Here is a 1,547-nt window from a genome sequence, read left to right on the forward strand (position 1 = left end):
CCGCCGCAACCGGATTTTGTGTCCGGGGCGCATATCGATGCTGCGGCGTATGAGTCGATGTACCGTCAGTCGGTCGAGGACCCGGAAGGGTTCTGGGGCGAGCACGGCAAGCGGCTCGACTGGATCAAGCCCTATACCGAGGTCAAGAACACCAGCTTCAGGATGGGCGAGGTCGAGATCCACTGGTTCCGGGACGGCACGTTGAACGTGGCGGCGAACTGCATCGACCGGCACCTGAAGACCCGGGGCGACCAGACCGCGATCGTCTTCGTGCCCGACGACCCCGGCGACCCGGTCCGCCACATCACCTATCGCGAGCTGCACGAGAAAGTGAACCGGATGGCCAACGTCCTGCTGAGCCAGGGCGTGATGCGCGGCGACCGCGTGGTGATCTACATGCCGATGATCCCCGAGGCCGCCTATGCGATGCTGGCCTGCGCCCGGATCGGGGCGATCCATTCTGTCGTCTTCGCGGGCTTCTCGGCCGACGGGCTGGCCAACCGGATCAACGATTGCGGCGCCAAGGTCGTCATCACCGCCGACAGCGCGCCGCGCGGCGGGCGCAAGACCGCGCTGAAATCGAATACCGATGCGGCGCTCCTGCACTGCTCGGACCGGGTGCGCTGCATGGTCGTCAAGCACACGGGCGACCAGACCTCCTGGATCCAGGGCCGCGATGTCGACGTGCTGCAGCTGATGGAGCACGCGAGCCCCGACTGCCCGCCGCGCGAGCTGGCCTCGGAACACCCGCTGTTCATCCTCTATACCTCGGGCTCGACCGGCAAGCCCAAGGGCGTGGTGCACAGCTCGGGCGGGTATCTCGCCTATGCGGCGATGACCCATGAATATACCTTCGACTATCACGAGGGCGACGTCTTCTGGTGCACCGCCGATGTGGGCTGGGTGACCGGCCACAGCTACATCGTCTACGGTCCGCTGGCGAATGGCGCGACGACGGTGATGTTCGAGGGCGTGCCGACCTACCCCGATGCGGGGCGGATGTGGCAGATCTGCCAGGACCTCAAGGTCAACCAGTTCTACACCGCGCCGACGGTGATCCGGGCGCTGATGGGCCAGGGCACCGACTGGGTCGAGAAATACGACCTGTCCTCGCTCAAGGTGCTGGGCTCGGTCGGCGAGCCGATCAATCCCGAGGCCTGGGAATGGTACAACGCGCATGTCGGCAAGGGCCGCTGCCCGATCGTCGACACCTGGTGGCAGACCGAGACCGGCGGGCATCTGCTGACGCCGCTGCCGGGCGCGACGGCGACCAAGCCCGGGTCCGCCACCAAGCCCTTCTTCGGGGTGCAGCCGGTGGTGCTGGAGGCCGAGTCGGGCAAGGAGATCGACAGCACCGAAGCCGAGGGCGTGCTGTGCATCAAGGACAGCTGGCCGGGGCAGATGCGCACGGTCTGGGGCGATCACGACCGCTTTCAGGAGACGTATTTCAGCCATTACAAGGGCTATTACTTCTCGGGCGACGGCTGCCGCCGCGATGCGGACGGCTATTACTGGGTGACGGGCCGGGTCGATGACGTGATCAACGT

General features: G+C 66.1%; 1 protein-coding gene. It reads left to right on the top strand.

Features of this window, described 5'->3' with window-relative positions; genetic code table 11:
• Positions 1-18 precede the first annotated feature (18 nt).
• On the top strand, positions 19-1,547 hold a 1,529-nt coding region (gene acs / locus DSD19_RS16000; RefSeq protein ID WP_113670323.1), incomplete at its 3' end, for an acetate--CoA ligase.

The sequence above is a fragment of the Rhodovulum sp. BSW8 genome, assembly GCF_003314725.1.
Classification (GTDB): Bacteria; Pseudomonadota; Alphaproteobacteria; order Rhodobacterales; family Rhodobacteraceae; genus Rhodovulum; species Rhodovulum visakhapatnamense.